Source organism: Paracoccus sp. (in: a-proteobacteria), from assembly GCF_032007265.1.
Taxonomy (GTDB): Bacteria; Pseudomonadota; Alphaproteobacteria; order Rhodobacterales; family Rhodobacteraceae; genus Paracoccus.
Window position 1 is genome coordinate 53,294 of record NZ_DALZMB010000006.1, and the last position, 19,632, is coordinate 72,925.

The following is a 19,632-nucleotide window of genomic DNA, read 5'->3' on the forward strand; positions in this document are numbered from 1 at the left end:
CTCAGCGCGTTTGCTTTTGCCGGTGGCCGCAAGCGTGAGGTAGACGACAAGGACCAAAATCACCGCCAGAAACACAAGGCTGGTATTCGTGGTCCCTAGTCCCAGCCCGCCATTGGCCACCGGCTGTGACAAGAGGTCGCCAAGCGATGCCCCCAGCGGGCGCGTCAAAATGTAAGCAAGCCAGAACGCGGTAACCGGTCCGATGAACCGGGCGCGCCACAGGCCCACGACCACCAGGATTGCCGCGCCAAAGAGCAACGCCGAGGCAAAATATCCAAGGCCAAGCTGCTCGGCCAGCAGATCACCCGTGGCCGTGCCAAGTGCAAAGGTGATTAAGACCGCCAGCCAGTAAAACCCCTCACGCGGGAGAGTGTCGATCGAATGGATCGACAGGGTATGCTCGCGCGAATACCAGATCGCAAAAGTGGCAATCAGCGCCAGGATGAAGACGATCGAGGATAGCTGCAAAGGCACGCCATAGGTGTCTGTCAGGCTGTCGGTAATCAGGGTTCCGACGATCGAAATCATCGTGACTGCCAGCCAGTAGATCCAGGGCGTGTATCGATCCGACCTCATCTGCCAGAACAAGATGACCGCCAGAACGACCGTCATCAGGATCGAGGTCATGGGCAGCCCAAGCCCCATCTTGAAGATCAGATAATCGGCCCCAGTCTCGCCGACAGTTGTGGCCATGACCTTGATTGCCCAAAAGCTGGCCGTGACCTCGGGCACCTTATTGTAGCGATCGACATCTGCGGGCAGTCCCGTTGTCGGCACATCCGAGAAAAGTGGGTAGGCCATCTCTGTCCCTCCTGAAAAATGGACAAGTCTGAGGACAGCGTAGAGGCGGCAGATGACTGGAAAATCCAAGCGAGGTTACATTTTCGTAATCTTCACCCAGGCCCTATCCCGGCCCCAATTGCCGAGAGGGTCCAGTGCGGCGCGAAAGATTACGAAATCGTAATCGGCGCCGAATTTTTCGGTCAGGTGCGGCGCCTAGATATCGATCAGCGGCACAACCGCCGCCGATAAGGAGAACCAAGATGACACGTACCCTTTCCATGCTTTCATTGGTAGCAATCGCTGCGGCAAGCGCTGCTTCCGTCGGCCCGGTTTGGGCTGGATCGGATGATGCGGCCGAAATTCAGCTGTTCCTGAAAGCGCCCAAGGGCATCTCGGATGCAATTCGCGCCGCCGAAAGCGCAACCAGTGGCAAAGCCATACAGGCCGAGTTTGATGACCATAAGGGCGCCGCGGCCTATGAGGTCAAAACCGTCGCCGGCGACAAGATCGCCAAGGTCAAGATTGACGCCAGCTCTGGCCAGGTGATCGAGACCAAGGACAAAGGCACTCTTGCCGCCAAGGGGGATGAGGCCGTCGATCCCGCAAAAATGACCGTCTCTTTGCTGGATATCGTGACCAAAGCCGAGGCCGAAAGTGGCGGCAAGGTCATGTCGGTCGATCATGAGATCGAGGATGGTGTGACCCAAACCGAGATCGAGATCGTTAAGGCAGATGGGACTCGGGTGGATTATACTTTCGACAGCAGCGCGTCTAAGCTGGTCCCCGCGACCCAGGGTCATAGCGATTCTGATGAGCCCACTAAAGGATAAAGCAAACGCAAACGGGGGCGGCAACGCCCGCCCCCCGGTGCGGGGAAAGCCAGATGCGCATTCTGATTATCGAGGACGACCAGACAACTGCCGACTATATTGCCCGCGGCCTGCGCGAAGAGGGGCATGTGCCCCAGATCTGCGGCAATGGTCGTGACGGGTTGGTGACTGCGCAAACGGCAGATTTTGACGTTCTGGTGGTTGATCGGATGCTACCTGATCTGGATGGGCTTTCGGTGATCCGCACACTTCGAGGCGCCAAGAACCTGACGCCTGCAATCTTTCTGACCGCGATGGGTGGGATTGATGACCGGATCGAGGGGTTGAATGCAGGGGCCGATGATTATCTGGTCAAGCCCTTCGCCTTTGGCGAGCTATCCGCGCGCATTCAAGCCCTTGGCCGCCGTCCGAAAATGCGAGATGAGGAAACTGTACTTAGCGCGGGTGATCTACAAATGGATCTGATCCGTCGCCGTGTCACTCGCAATGATATCGAAATCGAATTACTGCCGCGCGAGTTTTCCCTGCTGGAATGTCTGTTGCGCCGCAAGGGCCGGGTCCAGACCCGCACTATGTTGCTAGAGGCGGTCTGGGATCTGAACTTCGACCCGCAAACCAATGTGGTCGAAAGCCATATTTCACGGCTCAGGGCCAAGATCGACAAGCCATTCGAGGTCGAGCTGATCCGAACAGTTCGCGGCGCAGGCTATAGGATCGAAGCATGAGCCCATGGCGCGATGCATTTCGTGCCACGCCAATGCGCTTGACGCTGCGTCTGGTCGCATTGTTTCTGGTGCTGAGCACGGCCTCGTTTCTGCTGACATGGTGGCTTGCCAATGAAGCTTTGCTGAGCGCGACAAAAAACGTACTCAAACAAGAAATCGAAGAACTGTCGGCATCGGAAAATCCCCTGACGATTGCGCGCGCAGTGGCCGAAGGTGCCAAGAAGGTCGACGCCGAGCATCAGATCCTGCGCTATGATGGCCCCGGCGGCCCAGTCGGCAACTATCTGGGCGATCTACCGGGCAAGAAGCTGCGACAGCTGGATTTGCACGACAAAGAACATGACATAAACGGCAGCTATGTCCTGTTAAGCAAACAGGTGGGTGAGGCACGGCTGACGGTCGGGCAGGATACCGAAGCCTTCGATGACTTGCGCGAAGTCTTTATCAAGGTGTTGCTCTTTACACTGATGCCGACCGCGATTTTGCTTTTGGCGGGCGGGATGGTGATTGCTTTACGCTCGGCGCGGCGCTTGAACGGGATCGAAGATACACTTGCGCGGCTGACCTCGGGCGATCTGACGGCCCGCCTGCCGCCAATGCCCGGAAGTCCTGATGATCTTAGCCGCGTTGGCGCGGGGATTGATCGTCTGGCCGCAGCGCAAGAGGCATCGGTTGCCGCGCTTAAGCAAGTCTCGACCGATATTGCCCATGATTTGCGCACGCCGATCCAGCGACTGGCCCTGATCTTGGACCGTGCCGCGTCAGAGGTGAACGAAAGCCTGCCGCGCGACACGCTTGACCGGGCAACTGCCGAAATTCAGAATATTTCGACGACTTTTGATGCATTGTTGCGCATTGCCCAGATCGAAGGCGGTCGCGGTGGTCAAAGTTTTGTTCCCGTCGATCTGGGCCAGCTGGCGGGCGATATTGCCGAGCTTTATGAACCGTCTGCGCAGGAAAGCGGACGGCAGATCGACTTACGCTTAAGCGGCGCCGCGATCGTTCAGGGGGATCGGACGTTGCTGGGACAAGCGATCGTCAATCTGCTGGAAAATGCCCTGCGGCACAGCCCATCCGGCCCGATCACCATTGCAGTTGATGGTCTGTCCCTATCGGTCAGCGATCAAGGCCCCGGCATTCCACAAGCCGAGCGAGAGGCGGTCTTGCGAAGGCTGTATCGCCTTGATCGCAGCCGCAATACCCCGGGCAGCGGGCTGGGACTAAGTCTGGTGGCAGCCATTGTGCAAAAGCATGGCGCGAAACTGATTCTGACGGATAACCATCCCGGATTGCGGGCGATCATCCAATTTCCCGACACGGCCAAGCCCTAAGTTCGGTGAGGTTGCATCAACTGCAACCGCATAAGCAGCCCAAAAAGACCGCGCGCGATACGCGCAGGGTCAAGCTTGGCGCTGCCACAGCCGCGTAACTGACTTTCTCGGTAGCAGCCGGCAGCTTTGCCAGGGGTATGACGTGGCGTGATAGGCGCCCTACCCTACGCGCTGATGGCTGCATCGGTAATGCTTTGGCCACCCATCGGGTGCGTCACTGGCAAGCCGCACAGGCAGCCGTCACTGGCGGCAATCGGCGTAATGTCGCTGTCGTGATGCTCTTTCACAGACATATTCAACAATTGTGACTGCCGCCGATGGACTGTGCCGCGATTTGGTCTTTATTCTGCTGGCAAAGCAAGTTGGGTACGACACATCATGCCAAGCGGAATCGGGATTGTCGGCGAGCATTTGCGCCTGACGGGTCGCCTTTTTCTTCGATATGGGCTGATCCTGACTGCGATAATGGCCGCCGGAACCTTGTTAACCCAGCTGCTATTACGCCTTGCCGCAGAAATTGGTCTGGTGAACAGGCTGTTGGGGCTGGTCGCAATCGCGCCTGTCATTTTGCTGCAACTGATTATTTTCGTGACATTTTTTGTGATCTTGCGCAACGGGCTGCCTCGAATGCGGCTGCGGCGGATGCGGGCTCGACAACAAGAGCTGTCCCAGCCCGATCTGACGGCTCAGGGGACTGTGGCCGATCAAGGCACCCCGCCGTTCGTGCTGGCCTTGATGTCAGTCCTGATCCCGTTTTACGGCTATTACGCGGGGTGGGGCCTTTTGGGTGATACGCTGCGCAGTTATTCTCAGGTGTTTTACGTCAAGCAGATCGAGCGGATCGACTTCGACAACCCCCAGCCAATGGCCTCGGCGTTAGAGATCGGCTCGACATTCTGGGTGGTTCTTGCCGTCGCGTTGATCTGGGTGGTGCGCAGGATCGCCAAGGCCCGCAGCACGCGCAATAATGGCGAATATTGGTCGATGCTGGTCGTGGCCTGCGAGGCCACTTGGGCCTTGCTGGGTCTTTATGTGCTTTCTGGGTGGAAGAGCCGCTTTGCCGAGTGGCTTGCAAGCCTGCCCAGCCCGTCACAAGTGTTGGAGCTGGTGTCATCTGCTGCCGCATCTGCGATAACCACTGCAGAGGCGATCCCCGTTGACTGGCCGGTTGCCCCTCAGCCCTGGCCGTTTCTTGTTTCGCTGTTTTGGTATGCGCTTTTGCCGCTGATCTGGTTCAATTTGGGCGCGATTGTCTATGGCCACAATATCATGGCTATCCGCAGCGATACTGACAGGCTGGCAGGCGGGGCCATCCGCAAATGGCAAGCGCTGCCCAAGCCTGTGACTGATTTCATTGGTCATTTCTGGATCGGCCTTATCAAGCGCTGGCATGCGGTGACGAATGGCGTGCTCTTGGCGGCCTCTGCTGGGGTCGCTTTGACAATCTCGGTGCTGGTGGCCTGGCGCTTGGTTGATTGGCTGGGCCATTGGGGATGGATTGGCATGGCGCATCTGATCGGGCCGCAGGATACGTTAAGCTGGCAAGTGCTGGCCGTGCCGTTGAACGTGCTTTTTGGTGCGCCCGGAGGGTCCACAACAGGGTTGCTGGTCAGCCCGTTACAGTTTTGCATCTTGGCCGCCGGGCTAGAGCTGGCCGGCAAAGCCCAAGATCACGCCAATGCATCCCGCGCTACTGAGGGATTTGACGCAGAACCGGCTTGAAGGGCAACGAAATAGCCTTGGGGCGGGTGCTGAGGCCCGATAGCTGCACCCTTAGATCGTCCAGCGCCTCGACCGGCAGCAGGAAGGTTTGCCCGGAATAGGAGAAAGTCCCGGCTTCGGGTTCTGCATTCAGCGATCTGGAGCAATCATCCTCGGATCTTGGATCGTCGCTTAAGGCGCGCTGAATGGCGCGGCCAAGGTCATTGGTCAGCGGGAACCACTGTCGTCCCTTGGAATCTGTCAGGGCAAGATCGCAAAACGTCCAATCTTTCATCGCTGCGCCTTTCAGTCCCAAGCGCAAGTAGACCGATGCACGATCATCACGAGATGGTAAAATGAAGGCACGGGCCTGATCGACATCCACGCTTACGCCATCCAACTCGGCCTGTGGCTGGTCAGTCGCGACAATGTCCCAGTTCTTGGATTGGCGTAGCTCGGTGTATTTTGGCCAAGCCACCAAAAGAACCGTGAGGCCAAAGCAAAGAACCGTCGCGGTCAGGGCAGCAAGTGCTTTTGCAAAACTGTTCATGGGCCAAGCCGGGCTGTGGTTTCATGCGAAGGTGCGGTTTTTGGGGGCGCCAGTGACAAGGTGCCATCCAGGGGTGGGTTATAGCCAAGGGTCAGCAATAAACGCCCGCCTTCGATCTCGTCGGGGGGCAGTTCGAATACGGCAAAGGTCTTGCTGGCGACGCCGGGCTGAAGCCAAAGCAGGTCGATTTGTTGGGGCAGATTCAACACGCGCTTGCTGGCCTGATAGCGACGATTGCTGCTGCCTTGCCAAGTGGCATCAACCGGGGTCGATCGCGTCGTGCCTGAAAGCTGCAGATCGACGATCAGGAAAACCCCCTCGGTATTGCGCGTGATGTCGTTTGCCCCCTCAAGAAAGCTGATCTGATCTGCCGTGCGCCATGCATCAAAGCGCCCAGAAATCAGGCGCGTCTTGCCGATCTGACCCGCATCAACCTTGGTGACGAAGGGTTTGATCGCATCGTTATATTCGGGGGTAGTCAGCATCATTGCCGCCAACAGCGCCGCTCCGACAGCAAGAGTGACAATGTTCATCGGCCGCATCATTCGATCTGAGGCCTTATGTGCATCTGTGCGGCAGGTAGAAAGCCCAACCAGCTTGCCTGCCCATAAAGATTGTCGCGCAATTTGAAGATCTGCTTGTCAAAAAGGATTTGAACCTCTTTCGGCTGCCAGTCGGGGGGCGCGGGCCAGATCATCTCGATCTGCTCAGGCATCCGAGGGTGCAGTTGTCGCAGTGGTTGTTGGTCACGTATCAGAACAAGATCGGGCTCGGGCAGCGCGACGCCGTCGATCATCACCTTGGGTGGATGCGCTGGAGAACCAAAGAGCGTGGTCTGAGATTCGCCAGTCACATTCTCGATTCTGGCGGACATGACCAATGTTGCCGGGTCGGAACCTCGCAGGTGAAATGCCTGTGGCGTGATGATTGTGCGGCCAAGATCGATCGCTTGGCCGAGTGAGGCCACGGTTATCACCTCGGGTGTGCGCGCCTCGTCGACCTTCCACCACCAGCTCAGCAAAATGGCCGCCGCAACCCCAGCCGTCGCCAGCAGACGCAGCCATATTTGACGAAGAAAAGGCGTTTTATGGTCATCAGACATAGCCGCATCTGAAGGATTATGTCTGATAAGATCAAGCGCAATAGAGCGACGGATTTCAGCTCTGGCAAAGCCGCGCTTACGCCCGGAAATCGAACTGCTGCCAGCTTCATCAGCGGCGCGAGCGATGCCACGTTGGAGCGTGCGCTTGGCGGCACGGCAAGCAACTCCATCGCTGGTAAATCCAGCAATCGTGCCAAGGAACGGCTGGCTATGGCGGCATGGGTCGCGGTTTGGTTAAGGCAGGGGAAATTTTAACCCCTGCCTTAACCAATCACCAAAACAGATGGGCCTGATCGATGGCGCGGCTCAAGAATGCACCGCGATCGCTTTCGGGCTGCCAGTTCAACACCCGACAGGGCTTGGCATTATCGAACCGGGCCAGATGACCACGCGACTTCCAGTCCGCGCGAATGATGCCCGTGGCATCCTTGCGGCGCAAAACATGCCGCTTCAGGGATTGTTTGACCTGATCTGCGGCCCAAAGCAGGCTTAGATTGGACGCGGTCACATTCAGCTTGGCGCCCAAACGTCGATGGATTTCGTCAAAGTAATCGCGCCCCGACAACATCGGCGGGCCAATCAGGTTGAAATCCTCGCCGGCGATGGTCGGATTTTCCATCATGGCGATCATTCCATCCGAGACGTCGTCAACCAGCACGAAAGGCAGAATGTTCTTGCCGCTTCCCCACAGCCTGACAGCGCCGGGTCCATGCCAGCGCCCGATGCCCCAATGCTGCAAAGGTCCGCCATCACCCAAGACGATGCCCGGCCGTGCGATCACCACCTCGACCCCGTCGCGAGACTGAGCCTCAAGCAATTGCCGCTCACATTCAGCCTTCGAGCGGGCGTAAAGATTGCGCTGCTCCATTTCGCCAAAAGGCGTCGCTTCGGTGATGACACCTTGCGGGTCAGACATGTCATACGAGGCAATCGTGCCGGTATAGATCATGCGCTTGACGCCTGCGCGACGCGCGGCCCGCGATATCCGCAGCGCCGTCGCAACATCGTTGTTCAGCGCCTCTTCCCAAGTGCGGTCATGAGAGCGCGCCAGATTAAAGACATAGTCGATACCTGTCATGGCACGCGACAATGCTTCTTCGTCTTGCAAGGATGCGCCGACCAGCTCGACCCGGTCGGAAATATCCTCGAACGGACCGCTTTGCCCGCGCGACAGCACGCGGACCTCGTGGCCAAGGTCGACCAAGCGCCGCGTCAGATTGCGTCCGATGAAGCCGGTTCCCCCAATCACCATGATCCGAGGGGCCAAAGGCTGGGATGGGGATGTCGCGTTTTGACGGCTGGCTGGATCCACAGAGGCGACTACGGCGGGGGCCGCAGGCAGCATGTTCACGCTGCTTTCAATGGCGGACATGACTTTGCGCGCCTGCGCGGGCGAAAAACGCCGGTCCGGGCTGCCTCGGCGTATGCCGTCATAAAAGGCGGCGATCGTGTTGCGAAAGCTTAGCCCATAGGGGCTTTTTTGGTTGAAGGAGCGGCCCTGACGCCAGGCGTTGACCACGGCTTCCCGCAGATGCGCCCCGGCTTGCCCCAATTCCTTGCGCAGCGGGTTAAGGACCAGTTCAGCGGTATTGTCACGGGTCAGGACAAATGTATCGGCCGCATAGTCCAGCCGCGCGATCCCCGAAGAACCCCGCAACGTGACCGAACGATCATCAACCGTTTCGACCAGCGACAGGGCAATTGTCACATCTACCTGCCCGGCGCGGGCCAGAATGCGCCAGCTTTGCGGGCGCTGTTCGCCGCCTGGCATGGTGATCCATTGGCCCAGGCTGACATGCTCGATCTCAAGCGTATCACATAGATCGACGGCAAAGGCGAAAGGATGCGGTCCTAGCTCCAGCAGCAGGTTGCGCACCTGTGCCAAAAGCCAGATGCCATAAGGCCCCGAGCGCAATGGCGGCAAAGGCAGTGACCAGTTGATCTGAACGCTGGAAACAACGCCCAAAAGCCCTTCGTCACGGGCCTGCTTAAGCCGTTGATAGCCCGGCAGCGCCAAAAAGTTGTGGCAGACGCCCAAAACCCGACCAGCTTGATCGGCGGCGGCGGACATCTGGTCCAGCTCGGCCACCGAAAGCGCCGCAGGCTTTTCGACCAGCACATGCAGACCCGCCTCTAGGCAGCGCCGTGCCAAGGGATCATGCAAAGGCGGTGGTGTCAGGATATGGACTGCGTCGCAGACCCCTGCGGCAATCATATCGTCAAGGTCCGTATAGGCCGCAATGCCATAGCCCGCCGCCATGCCCTGAGCAGCAGAAGCCGAGCGGTCACAAACCGCGGTCAGAACCAGACCATCTGTCGCCCGAATGGCATCGGCATGCCAGGCTGCGATATATCCGGCACCCAAAATACCGATGCGTAAATCTGACAGGGCGATCTCCTATTTGTATTCGATGATTTTCATATCGTCCCCGATAAGGCGGCGAACATGAAAAATCATCATGCCGAAAAAGTTGGGTATCTTTGAAATTGTCAGCAAAACCGCCTGACGCATGGCCATTCTACCATCAACGCCGCGCTGACGCAGCCCGCGTGCCGTTCGATACCACGACAATGCGTAAATCGCCAAGATTACGACCGCCAGTCTAGGCTCAAATGCCAACCCCGCCAGTAAGATCAGGGGCAGCACCAGACCATAGACCCAGACCCGCATCCGCTCTCGCCGGAAATGGTTGGGGTGCATAAAGCCGACTTGGGCAAAGCCATGCCCGTCGCGGATCGTGCGCCGCCACCAGGGTCCAAATCGCGTCATGGCGGCATCATGCCAGGTCATGTTCAGCGGCAGACGCACTAGTCTCCAGCCGGCTGCGCCGAGGCGCAAACAGAACTCATCATCCTCGGCGGCGATGACGCGCGGATTGAAGCCGCCTATTTCCTGAAAGGCGCGGGTGCGCACCATCATATCGCCGCCGCATGCCACGATGGGCCCGGCGGGGCGGCGCCAATCCAGTTGGAAAAGCGCATTGTAAACCGAGGCATCGGGGTAAATCTCCGAGCGCCACCCGGTCACCAGGCCAAGGCCCGCATCCGCGCGAAGCGCCGCAAGTCCCGCCTCTAGCCAGCCCGCCTCGACCCGGCAATCGCCATCGACAAACTGCACGAATTCGGGCGGATCGCCGCCCGCAACAAGGCGCTCAAAGCCCGCATTGCGGGCCCGCGCTGCGGTAAAGGGAACCGAGCGGTCAAGCTCGACCACGAGCACCCCAAGTTCGCGCGCAAATGCCACGCTGTCATCATTCGAGCCGCTGTCGACATAGACGACGCGGTCACAGACCGTCACCAACGAGCGCAGACAGGCCTTTAGCCGGTCGCCCTCATTCCGGCCGATCGCCACGGCCCCAAGAGAGGATCTGTTCTGTTCGTTCATCATGTCGAAGACATCTAATAGTCCCTGCGTACAAGAGCCATATCTTTTTCCCCAACAGTTAATCATCCTGCCGATTAAGATACTTTTTTCTCAGCCGCTTAGCTGCGTGGCGGGCCGGCCATGTCCTCTAAGTTGGTGCCGGGGCCGTTTTCACGCCCATAGGTTGGAAAGGCGATGCGGTTCGGCGCGAACATGCTGGCCATGCCGTGCGATGACAGGGGCGCGTAAAAGCCCGAGGCCCTCAAGGTCGGGGACTGCCCTTGACACCAAAACCTGCGCCCGAGTCGGATTTAATCCCCCCTTTGTTTTTTGGGACGAGAACATTCCTCGGCCCTGAAAGCAGAGGAATTCCGAGGTGCCAGCTTTAGCGCGGCCATAAAACAGAAGAAAACATGCGTATTTTCAAATAAACTTAAGATATATGCCTAATATGTATTGCTAGTTATGATCGATATGTGCATTAGATAGCGAAGCGACCCGGTGCGCAGTCCTATAGCGTATATTCAGATGTGCAAATGCATTATACTTGATCCAAATCGCCTTTCTCCACCTCTTAGATCTGATGTTCAGACAGTGAATACATCGATGGCTCACTAAAGCTGCTGCCGATGTAAAGCGCCTATCCCCAAGTAAATCCGGCTGAATCGGCTCAAACTTTTTGAGCCTATCTGCTGCTGCCCTTTAGCTAGTTTAACAGGACCGATCATGGCTCAGTATAACGGAACCGACCAAGACGATGTTTTCATCGATAGGATCGGCGAAAACGATTCGATTTTTATGAACGGTGGTAACGACAGCGTCGAAGCTGGGGCCGGCAATGACCAGATCAACGGCGGCACGGGCAATGACACCTTGCGTGGTGGCCTTGGCGACGACAGCGCCTGGGGCGAAGCAGGCGATGACCTGATTACAGGTGATGAAGGCAACGATGCGCTGGATGGCGGTGACGGGAACGACACCATCTACGGCGGTGAAGGTCGTGACAGGATCTGGGGTCACCAGGGCAATGACCAGCTTTTTGGTGATGACGGCGACGATGATATCGATGGTGGCGAAGGTTCCAACACCATCGAGGGCGGCAACGGAAACGACACCATCATTGCGGCAGGTTCTGCGAGTGATAGCAACCTGCTGTCGGGCGGCGCGGGCAATGACCGCATCACAGCAGGCGAAGGCGACGATCGTCTTTTTGGCGGTGACGGCGATGATGTCATGTTCGGCGCAGGTGGCAATGACTTCCTGGATGGCGGCGACGGCGCGGATGAAATGTCGGGCGGCGAGGGCAACGACACGTTCAGCGTGACCAATGGTGATCACATCATCGATTTCAACATGGGCGCCAATCAGAACTTTGACGATGGCGATCAAAGCAACAACGATTTTGTCGATCTGTCGGCCTATTATAACCCCACTGCGCTCGCGGCTTATAACGCGCAGCATGGCACCAATTACAGAACGCCGATTGAATGGCTGCGCGCCGATCAGGCCGATGATGGTCGTCTGAACATGGTGGATGGTTTCACATTGCGCATCGACAGCAATGGCAACCCCACCGACGGCGCGAATCTGACCTATGACAACACCAACGTTGTTTGTTTCTCGTCGGATGTTTTGATCGAGGCGCTACAGGGTTCGCTGCGTGCAGGTGAGCTGAATGTAGGCGATCTGGTCTATACTCGCGACAACCACCTGCAGCCGATCCGCTGGATTGGGAAACGCCATATTTCCGCAGAGACTTTGGCAGCCAATCCGCAGATCCGCCCCATCCGCATCAAAAAAGGTGCGCTTGGTGCAGGTACGCCGACAACCGATCTGGTCGTATCGCCCCAGCACCGCATGCTGGTCAGCTCGCGCATCGCGCAGCGCATGTTCGGCACTGATGAGGTGCTGATTGCGGCCAAACAACTTCTCAAGGTCGAGGGGGTCGATGTGGCCGATGACATTCAAGAGGTGACTTATGTTCACTTCTCGTTTGATCAGCACGAAATCGTATCGGCCAATGGTGCAGCATCCGAGTCGCTGTATTTCGGGGCCGAGGCCTTGAAAACGATCGGGGCTCAAGCGCTTGCCGAGGTTTGCACGATTTTCCCCGAGCTGGCCGATGAAGGCAATGTCCCGCAGCCCGCGCGCATTTTCGCCTCGGAGAGCCAGGCGCAGAAGTTTGTGCAGCGTCATGCACAAAACGATCTGCCCCTGATGAACCCATAATCAAAGGCCCTTGGCCGCGCTTTCGCGCGCAAGGGCACGCTTTGACTGATTGCGCAGGCGGCCCCTATCCGCCTGCGTATTTTTTTGCCAATTCGCCCTGCATGCGCCGGCGGGCGTGGACAAGACATAGGCGCTACTCGTGCCTTTAGCGGGCCAAAGCGTAAAATTCGGGATTTGGCCGCATCGAGGTTACATTCGCGATCCGGTTCGACATCGCAAAGAATGCGGCAATGGCGCCAATATCCCAGATGTCGTCCTCGTCAAAACCATGTGCTTTCAGGGTTTCGAAATCTGCGGGGCCAACCTCTTGCGCCTTTGCAGATACTTTCATTGCGAAATCCAGCATCGCCATTTGGCGCGATGTAAGATCCGCCTTGTGATAGTTCACCGACACCTGATCGGCAATCAGCGGGTCTTTTGCGCGGATACGTAAGATGGCCCCATGCGCGATAACGCAATATTGGCATTGGTTGGCGGCGGATGTTGCGACGACAATCATTTCACGCTCGGCCTTGGTCAGATTGCCGGGCTTATCCATCAGTGCGTCATGATAGGCGAAGAACGCGCGAAATTCGGCGGGGCGGTGGGCAAGGGTCAGAAAGACATTCGGGATAAAGCCGGACTTTTCCTGAACTGCCAGAATCCTGTCCCGAATATCCTGCGGCATGTCTTCAAGCTTCGGCACGGGAAATCTGCTGATGGCAGGTTCGGACATAAGAGAAATCCTTGCTTGGGGGCAGCTAACCTGCCGGGAAAGATCAATGGATCAGCCCTGTTGATGGGCCTTGAAGCCAGGCGCGCCTGCAAGACGGATCGGGTTAGGCCATTGGTCTATCAGCTTGGCCATTCCACAGCGTTGATCGATGGGCATGGATGGGTGCTGGACACAAAGCCCCCGTCGCAGGGCAGAGATAGAACCAAAATAGTGGCAATAAGCCCCTGACAAAAGCCCGATCAAGGTCAGGCTCATCACCAAAGAAGGGCATTGAGCCAAGTTGATCTTGTTCACGGGGGGCGGATGGCGGCTTTAAACCGGGCTACATCACGCGGCTGAGACTAGACTGATCTGGGGATGGTTCGTTGCCCTGCCCCAGCAGCCTGACAAGCAAATCCACCCGCGATGTGACACCGAGTTTGTGATAGGCGCGCTTGCGGTGGGTCTTGATGGTTTCGACGCCAACCTGAAGGATTTCGGCGATGTCTTTTTCCGTAAGGCCTGCGACCAGCTTCAGGACGACATCTGCCTCGCGGCTGGAAAGACGATCCCCGCCGAGGCGCTCTAATGCGGCCTGCGCTGGGTTTTGTGCTGCTTGCAGGCGTGCATTGCGCTGTTGCCAGTGGCGTTGGCAGATCGCCATCAGCGAAGTCTTGATCGGCTGAACCGCGGCAAGGTCGTCGGGGGCAAAGCCGCGATTTCCGGTGCGATAAAGGGCAATCTGCACGGTGTCACGCTCAGAGATCCTCAGCGCAAGATCCATCTCTTTCAGGCGTTTGGGCCATCCGGCTGTCAGATATCCCACCTCTTCGCGTCGGTCGATCTCCAGCATCTCGGCCTTGGTCGAGGGGCGACGCAATGCCGGATGGCGGGCCATATCCTCCATAAGATAGAACCCGCTGGGGATCTTTTGGCGGTGCATCTGGAAAAACGGGCTATGGCGATAGGTAAAGGTCGAATAGGAGGCCAAAACCTCATTGGCAAGGCTTGCTGGCTGGGATTTCGAGCTGATTTCAAGCAGCATATCATCTTGATAAGTCGAAATCATTGCCAGATCGAACGAGATCAGCTGTTGCAGTGCCTCGGTCAGATGCAGGTCGAAATCCTGTTGATCGGCGGCAAGGATCAGGCGTGACAAAGCTTCGTCCGACAGACGTTCCGCACGGGGGCGGACGGCGGCGGGCGTGCTTAACCCGGATAGCGGTTTCTCATTTGTGGATGGCATTCCCGATCACCTTGACGTTGATCCTGCTGATCAGACATAGGCTGACACATCAAATTGTCCCGGCGGCGTCAATAGCAACTGCAAGCAGAAGCAGGTGACGCAGAGTTGCAAATTCTGGCGGGAATTTGACATTTGCGCGATGCCTTGGCCGGATTTTCAGCAAGAAACCCGCGATCTGTCCCCCCCAGAGAGGATATTTGCCCCGAAACGAATCTGCTAAGAGCTTTGATCTCTGATTTTTCCGGGAGGAAGACATGCACGCGAAAACCCTGTTCACTTCGGCGCTGATCATTGCGGGCGCGAGCTTTGCTGCGCAAGCCGCCGACACCATCAACGTCGCGACCAATATCGCCAACGTTCCATTCGAATTTCAGGACGGCAGCGGCACCCTGATGGGCTTTGAAGTCGATATCATGCGTCTTGTCGGCGAAAAGCTGGGCAAGCCGGTCGAGTTTCAGGAAATGCCGTTCCAAAGCCTGTTTGCGGCCGTGCAGTCGACCCGTTCGAACGTCGCCATCGGCTCGATCACCATCACGCCTGCGCGTTTGGAATCGGTGTCCTTTACGCAACCGCTGTTTGACGCCGATCAATGCCTGACCGTCGCCACCAAAAGCGGCATCGAGAATATCGAGGGCATGAGCGGCAAGACCTTGGCTGTCATCACCGGCACCACCGGCGAAATCTGGGCCAGCGAGAATGAAGCCACGCTGAAATTTGCATCGATCGGTCGCTATGATGGCAACCAGGATCCGATGATGGATATCGCGACCGGCCGCATCGATGGCTTCGTGCATGACTGCCCGATCGACGCCTATTACATCAAAGACAAACCGCAGTTCAAAATCGTCGCGACCATCCCGACGAATGAACAGTTCGGCCTGATGCTGACCAAAGACAGCCCCTTGCTTGAGGATGTCAACAACGTCATCACCGAGCTGAAAGAAAGCGGCGAAATGGCCAAGCTGCACGAGAAATGGTTCGGCATGCCCGCAGCCGAAGACTCGAGCACCGTCAAGGTTCTGCCCATCCCGGCGCTCTGATCCGTTCCGCCTTAACCGACAAAGTCCGGCCTGACCTGCGTTGGGCCGGACCCATCTTCCGAGGGCTGCATGGACCTGATTACGACATTCTTCAATATCGAGGTGCTGCGACAGGCCGCGCCACTTTTGCTGCAAGGCTTCTGGCTGACCATCCTTTTGGGTGCGACCAGTCTGGTGATTTCGCTGACGCTTGGGCTGATGCTGGTTTTGTTGCGGCTATATGCGCCCAAGCCTTTGCGCTTGCTGGCGGTGGCCTATATCGACATCTTTCGCGCGCTGCCGCTTTTGGTCCTGTTGATCCTCGTCTATTACGCGCTGCCGTTCGTGGGCATCAGGCTGTCGTCCTTTTGGGCCGCGACCGCTGCGCTGTCGCTGGTGGCATCGGCCTATATGGCCGAAACCTTTCGTGCGGGGATCGAATCCGTGCCAAAAGGCCAGTTCGAGGCGGCGCAAACCCTTGGGTTCAGCTGGCCGCGTATGATGTCGGACATTGTGCTGCCACAGGCCATGCGCCTTGTCGTGCCGCCAACCACCGGCGTCTCGATCGGCCTGATCAAGGATACGGCGCTGGCTTCGGTCGTGGCGATGCCCGACTTGCTTAAGCAGGCCACCCAGACCCAGGCATTTTATGCCAACCCCTCGCCCCTGGTTGGCGCGGCGCTGCTTTATCTGGCGCTTTTGCTGCCATTGGTGCGTCTGGTCAGCGTCCTTGAAGCCCGCCAGAAGCGCAAGCGCTGATGCCTGCCCGTGAGATAAGAGAACCATCATGAGCCAGAAATCCGCCAATTCGGGCCACGACCCGATCATCACGATGCGCGGCGTGGAAAAGCACTATGGTCAATTCCATGCCCTGCGCGATGTGAACCTTGATGTGCGACGCGGCGAGGTGATTGCCATTATCGGCCCGTCGGGGTCCGGCAAATCCACGCTGATCCGCTGCATCAACCACCTAGAGACCATTTCGTCGGGCCAGATCGTCGTTGACGGGGTCGAAGTGAAAGAAGGCAAGAACTTGGCGCTTGTGCGCGCCGAAGTTGGAATGGTGTTCCAGCAGTTCAACCTTTTTCCCCATATGAACGTGCTCAAGAACGTGGCCATTGCGCCTGTCCGTGTGCGCGGCATGGCAAAAGCCGAGGCCGAGGCACGCGCGCGTCAGCTTTTGGAACGCGTGGGTCTGTCTGCGCATATGGACAAATTCCCCGATCAGCTTTCGGGTGGCCAGCAACAGCGTGTCGCGATTGCCCGCGCCCTGGCGATGGAGCCGCTTGTTTTGTTGTTTGACGAGCCAACCTCGGCGCTGGATCCTGAAATGGTCGGCGAGGTTCTGGACGTCATGCAAAACCTGGCGGCAACCGGCGTGACCATGCTGGTCGTCACCCATGAAATGGGTTTTGCGCGTCGCGTCGCTGACCGTGTCGTCTTTATGGAGGCGGGACAGATCATCGAAGAAAACACCCCCGACGCACTGTTCGATACGCCCCGTACCGACCGGGCAAAAGCCTTCCTTAGCGCCATCATGCACGGCAATGCCGCCTAAGACAGCCAATTCAGAAAGTCACGTAAGATGATTGATACCGACATTCAGGCCCGGCCCGCGGTCCGCGCGCTTTCCAGTTCGCTGATCCGCGAGGTCGCCAATGCGGCGATGGGCAAAGCAGATGTGCTGCCCTTTTGGTTCGGGGAATCCGACCAGCCCACGCCTCAGTTCATCCGCGCCGCCGCTGCCGATGCCCTGATGGCAGGCGAGACGTTTTATTCGCAAAACCTTGGCCGCCCCTATCTGCGCGCGGCGATCTCGGCCTATCTCAGCAACCTTCACGGACGCGATATCCCGGCCGAGCGCATCGTTGCCACCGGCTCGGGTATGAGCGGGCTTCAGATTGCCAACCAGCTTGTTCTGTCGCCCGGCGATCGCGTCGTCGCGGTCACGCCGCTTTGGCCCAATATCAGCGAGGTTCCCCTGATCCTTGGCGCCAAAGTCGATCGCGTGTCGCTTTCGGTCGTCGAAGGGCGCTGGACGCTGGACGTGGATAAGCTGATCGCGGCTTTGACGCCCGATACACGCATGCTGATCGTCAATTCGCCCAACAATCCCACCGGCTGGATGATCGATGACGAAAGCATCGCAGCTATTCTGGCCCATTGCCGCAAACACGGGATCTGGGTGCTGGCCGATGAGGTCTATGAGCGGCTGGTCTATGACCCGGCGCGTCCTTCGGCGCCGTCGTTTTTGCGCCACGAGCAGCCCGGTGATCGTATTCTGTCAGTGAACAGCTTCTCGAAGGCGTGGTCGATGACGGGTTGGCGGATTGGCTGGATGGTGATCCCCGAAGTGCTGGCGCAAGATGCGACCAAGCTTGTTGAATATAACTTCTCCTGCATTTTCGAGCCCAGCCAGCGTGCGGCAACCGCCGCAATCCGCGAGGGAGAGCCCGAGGTTGCGCGCATGCGGGCGCAATTGGCGCGTACACGTCAGGTTCTGGTCGATGGCCTGCGCAGCATGAACCGGGTCAGCGTGCCGGATGCGGGGGGCGCGATGTATGCTTTCCTCAAGGTTGAAGGGCATGATGATTCCCTGGGGCTTGCGCAACGGTTGGTGCGTGAAACCGGCCTTGGCCTGGCACCTGGGCGCGCTTTTGGCGCCGAGGGCGAGGGCTGGCTGCGCTGGTGCCATGCAACCTCGGAAGAGAAAATTGCCGATGGTCTGACACGACTTCAGGACTTCTTGCGCAAGTAAGCATAAAGGCCGGGGCACTCCCGGCCTTTATCTTTTCCCGGATGTGATAGCGATGGCTCGGCTGCCTGCGCGGCCCAGCCATTTCGGGGCGGCAGGGTCGCTTAGCGTGATCCGTTGCTGCCTGCCTATGGGCATTGCGCAGCTCGGATCGCGCAATCCTGAACAGTTGGGGCTTTGGCCGGGCTGGCTTGCGGTGTAGCCTGATGGCCGATGGCGCAGCCATTGTGTCATCAGGAACTGCCCCTGTCGGAGGTTTCCATGCCCAGCACCATCCATCTGCACCGCGTTCTGACCACCTCGCCTGACAAGATCTATCGCGCCTTCACCGAGCCTGATGCCCTTGCCAGTTGGCTGCCCCCGTTTGGCTTTCTCTGCAGCGTTCAAGAGTTTGACGCCAAGGTCGGCGGCAGCTTTCGCATGTCGTTTCGCAATTTTACGACCTCGCAAACCCATGCGTTCGGCGGCACTTTTATCGAAATGGTTCCGGGGGAACGGCTGGTCTATACGGACCGCTTTGATGATCCGAACCTGCCCGGCGAAATTCGCGTGACGGTCACACTTTCAGCAGTCGCGGTCGGCACCGAACTGCGCATCGAGCAAGCAGGTATTCCCGATCTGATCCCGCCCGAAAGCTGCTATCTGGGATGGCAGGATTCATTGGTCAAACTGGCGCGACTGGTTGAACCCGAGATCCCCGACTAGGCCATTCGCCGCTTGATTGGCGCATTTTCGGCCACGTCCCGCAGGCGCGACAATCGGGCTTTTCCTTTGCCCCGTTAACAGACTAGGCTTGCCATGATTAACCCTTGCTCGCTTGCAAAAGGGTTCGTCGCGGCCTGTTTTCATCAGGCCAAGCCCGCGACATAGCGCTTCATTCTGCGACATCGGAGATGACCATGGCTCAAAACACACAGAAATCTGTTGCGCTTACCGATCTCGACAGCCGGCAGACGGCTGTTTTCCATAACCCACCCTGGAGCCTGACGGGAATTGTTCCCGAACATCGCGGCAGCCGCGTCCGGTTGCAGCGCAATGATGGCCATATTCACGAGGTCTTGGTCGGCGCTGATGCAAAATCGCTGACGTTGCGCTTTTGCGGTTGGTGAACCAATGCTGAGCCCATCCGTGGCATAGGGCGTTGCCTGTATCCCAATAAAAACGGGCGCTGCAAATGATATTGCAGCGCCCGTCATTGATTGTTTTTGCGGATTTAGTGCTGGGCCGGGGCCGGAAGAACCGGAACCTCTTTGCCATCGGCATTATAAAGTTTGCCGTTGACGAAATAATCCCCGTCCTCAAG

Annotated in this window: 21 protein-coding genes; 13 read left to right on the forward strand and 8 right to left on the reverse strand. The window is 58.0% G+C overall.

From position 1 onward, the window contains the following. On the reverse strand, positions 1-801 hold an 801-nt coding region (locus RTS12_RS02730; RefSeq protein WP_312525236.1), incomplete at its 3' end, for a hypothetical protein. 242 nt (positions 802-1,043) lie between these two features. Here RTS12_RS02730 and RTS12_RS02735 point away from each other — a divergent pair. The 4 genes from RTS12_RS02735 (at position 1,044) to RTS12_RS02750 (ending at position 5,391) form a co-directional block, all read left to right on the forward strand. Further along, on the forward strand, positions 1,044-1,613 hold the full coding sequence (locus tag RTS12_RS02735) for a PepSY domain-containing protein (protein WP_312525238.1): 570 nt from the start codon (positions 1,044-1,046) through the stop codon (positions 1,611-1,613). A gap of 53 nt (positions 1,614-1,666) precedes the next feature. Continuing rightward, positions 1,667-2,338: a response regulator transcription factor gene (locus RTS12_RS02740; protein WP_312525240.1), complete on the forward strand. Its 672-nt coding sequence runs from the start codon at positions 1,667-1,669 to the stop codon at positions 2,336-2,338. After that, the gene (locus RTS12_RS02745) at positions 2,335-3,669 is read left to right on the forward strand and encodes an ATP-binding protein (protein WP_312525242.1); all 1,335 of its coding nucleotides are present in this window, start codon (positions 2,335-2,337) and stop codon (positions 3,667-3,669) included. The genes RTS12_RS02740 and RTS12_RS02745 overlap by 4 nt, the downstream gene beginning before the upstream one ends. A 378-nt stretch (positions 3,670-4,047) precedes the next feature. Then, a complete protein-coding gene (locus RTS12_RS02750; protein WP_312525244.1) occupies positions 4,048-5,391 on the forward strand; it encodes a hypothetical protein in 1,344 nt (447 codons plus the stop codon). On the opposite strand, the gene RTS12_RS02755 is transcribed toward RTS12_RS02750, so the two are convergent. The 3 genes from RTS12_RS02755 to RTS12_RS02765 are packed head-to-tail and all read right to left on the reverse strand — an operon-like array spanning position 5,360 to position 7,022. Next, positions 5,360-5,920, reverse strand: coding sequence for a hypothetical protein (locus RTS12_RS02755; RefSeq protein WP_312525246.1), 561 nt, complete (start codon positions 5,918-5,920; stop codon positions 5,360-5,362). The two genes, RTS12_RS02750 and RTS12_RS02755, sit on opposite strands and share 32 nt — an antisense overlap. Further along, positions 5,917-6,453: a hypothetical protein gene (locus RTS12_RS02760; protein WP_312525248.1), complete on the reverse strand. Its 537-nt coding sequence runs from the start codon at positions 6,451-6,453 to the stop codon at positions 5,917-5,919. The genes RTS12_RS02755 and RTS12_RS02760 overlap by 4 nt, the downstream gene beginning before the upstream one ends. Positions 6,454-6,461: 8 nt before the next feature. Continuing rightward, positions 6,462-7,022 (reverse strand): hypothetical protein, encoded by a 561-nt coding sequence (locus RTS12_RS02765; RefSeq protein WP_312525250.1) that lies wholly within the window; start codon positions 7,020-7,022, stop codon positions 6,462-6,464. Positions 7,023-7,040: 18 nt separating this feature from the next. Here RTS12_RS02765 and RTS12_RS02770 point away from each other — a divergent pair, with 18 nt between their 5' ends. Next, positions 7,041-7,277: a hypothetical protein gene (locus tag RTS12_RS02770; protein WP_312525252.1), complete on the forward strand. Its 237-nt coding sequence runs from the start codon at positions 7,041-7,043 to the stop codon at positions 7,275-7,277. Positions 7,278-7,293: 16 nt separating this feature from the next. On the opposite strand, the gene RTS12_RS02775 is transcribed toward RTS12_RS02770, so the two are convergent. Together RTS12_RS02775 and RTS12_RS02780 are read right to left on the reverse strand one after the other, a co-directional pair. Continuing rightward, on the reverse strand, positions 7,294-9,411 hold the full coding sequence (locus RTS12_RS02775; protein ID WP_312525274.1) for an NAD-dependent epimerase/dehydratase family protein: 2,118 nt from the start codon (positions 9,409-9,411) through the stop codon (positions 7,294-7,296). Between the two features lie 9 nt (positions 9,412-9,420). Continuing rightward, positions 9,421-10,410, reverse strand: a complete 990-nt coding sequence (locus RTS12_RS02780) for a glycosyltransferase (RefSeq protein ID WP_312525254.1) — start codon at positions 10,408-10,410, stop codon at positions 9,421-9,423. Between the two features lie 702 nt (positions 10,411-11,112). On the opposite strand from RTS12_RS02780, the gene RTS12_RS02785 reads away from it, so the two are divergent. Then, positions 11,113-12,615 carry a Hint domain-containing protein gene (locus RTS12_RS02785; protein WP_312525255.1) on the forward strand — a complete coding sequence of 501 codons (1,503 nt, stop codon included), beginning with the start codon at positions 11,113-11,115 and terminating at the stop codon, positions 12,613-12,615. 145 nt (positions 12,616-12,760) lie between these two features. Here the strand turns inward: RTS12_RS02785 and RTS12_RS02790 are convergent, their stop codons facing one another. Together RTS12_RS02790 and RTS12_RS02795 are read right to left on the reverse strand one after the other, a co-directional pair. Next, positions 12,761-13,330, reverse strand: a complete 570-nt coding sequence (locus RTS12_RS02790) for a peroxidase-related enzyme (protein WP_312525256.1) — start codon at positions 13,328-13,330, stop codon at positions 12,761-12,763. A gap of 322 nt (positions 13,331-13,652) precedes the next feature. After that, on the reverse strand, positions 13,653-14,555 hold the full coding sequence (locus RTS12_RS02795; protein ID WP_312525257.1) for a helix-turn-helix transcriptional regulator: 903 nt from the start codon (positions 14,553-14,555) through the stop codon (positions 13,653-13,655). A gap of 254 nt (positions 14,556-14,809) precedes the next feature. Between RTS12_RS02795 and RTS12_RS02800 the strand changes: the two genes are divergently transcribed. From RTS12_RS02800 to RTS12_RS02830, 7 genes are all read left to right on the forward strand, one after another. After that, on the forward strand, positions 14,810-15,595 hold the full coding sequence (locus tag RTS12_RS02800) for an ABC transporter substrate-binding protein (protein ID WP_312525259.1): 786 nt from the start codon (positions 14,810-14,812) through the stop codon (positions 15,593-15,595). Positions 15,596-15,664: 69 nt separating this feature from the next. Continuing rightward, on the forward strand, positions 15,665-16,333 hold the full coding sequence (locus RTS12_RS02805) for an amino acid ABC transporter permease (RefSeq protein WP_312525261.1): 669 nt from the start codon (positions 15,665-15,667) through the stop codon (positions 16,331-16,333). 28 nt (positions 16,334-16,361) lie between these two features. Beyond that, complete coding sequence (locus RTS12_RS02810; RefSeq protein ID WP_312525264.1) at positions 16,362-17,132, forward strand: amino acid ABC transporter ATP-binding protein; 771 nt, start codon at positions 16,362-16,364, stop codon at positions 17,130-17,132. A gap of 27 nt (positions 17,133-17,159) precedes the next feature. Continuing rightward, on the forward strand, positions 17,160-18,332 hold the full coding sequence (locus RTS12_RS02815) for a pyridoxal phosphate-dependent aminotransferase (protein WP_312525266.1): 1,173 nt from the start codon (positions 17,160-17,162) through the stop codon (positions 18,330-18,332). 52 nt (positions 18,333-18,384) lie between these two features. Beyond that, entirely contained in the window at positions 18,385-18,531 is a 147-nt protein-coding gene (locus RTS12_RS02820; RefSeq protein WP_312525268.1) for a hypothetical protein, read from the forward strand. 59 nt (positions 18,532-18,590) lie between these two features. Beyond that, positions 18,591-19,034: an SRPBCC family protein gene (locus RTS12_RS02825; RefSeq protein ID WP_312525270.1), complete on the forward strand. Its 444-nt coding sequence runs from the start codon at positions 18,591-18,593 to the stop codon at positions 19,032-19,034. 194 nt (positions 19,035-19,228) lie between these two features. Further along, positions 19,229-19,438, forward strand: a complete 210-nt coding sequence (locus RTS12_RS02830; protein WP_312525272.1) for a hypothetical protein — start codon at positions 19,229-19,231, stop codon at positions 19,436-19,438. Positions 19,439-19,632: the final 194 nt, after the last annotated feature.